The organism is Paraburkholderia sp. SIMBA_053 (assembly GCF_046534895.1).
In the GTDB taxonomy this organism is placed as follows: domain Bacteria; phylum Pseudomonadota; class Gammaproteobacteria; order Burkholderiales; family Burkholderiaceae; genus Paraburkholderia; species Paraburkholderia caledonica.
On sequence record NZ_JAWRXU010001697.1, the window covers coordinates 1 to 236 of the forward strand.

Annotated in this window: 1 protein-coding gene; it reads right to left on the reverse strand. The window is 53.0% G+C overall.

All coding sequences use genetic code 11. From position 1 onward, the window contains the following. Nucleotides 1–21: 21 nt before the first annotated feature. On the reverse strand, nt 22–236 hold a 215-nt coding region (locus SB753_RS41325; protein ID WP_410805721.1), incomplete at its 5' end, for an alpha/beta fold hydrolase.

A 236-nucleotide genomic window follows, 5' to 3' on the forward strand; every position in this document is an offset into this window, starting at 1 on the left:
CTTGCACTTGCATTACAACCGTCAAGCAAAGAACTCGATCATTGCCTGCGCCACCGCCGATGCATCGTTTTCCATCGGAATATGTCCGGCCTTTGGAATTCTCACCAGCCTGGAGTACGGAATCTGCGAGACAAAGTACTCCGCATTTTCAACCTGCTGGAACGTATCGTCTTCGCCCCATATCAGCAACTTCGGCGTCTGCGAAACGCGCAACTGGGGCACTAGCTCGGTCGTAT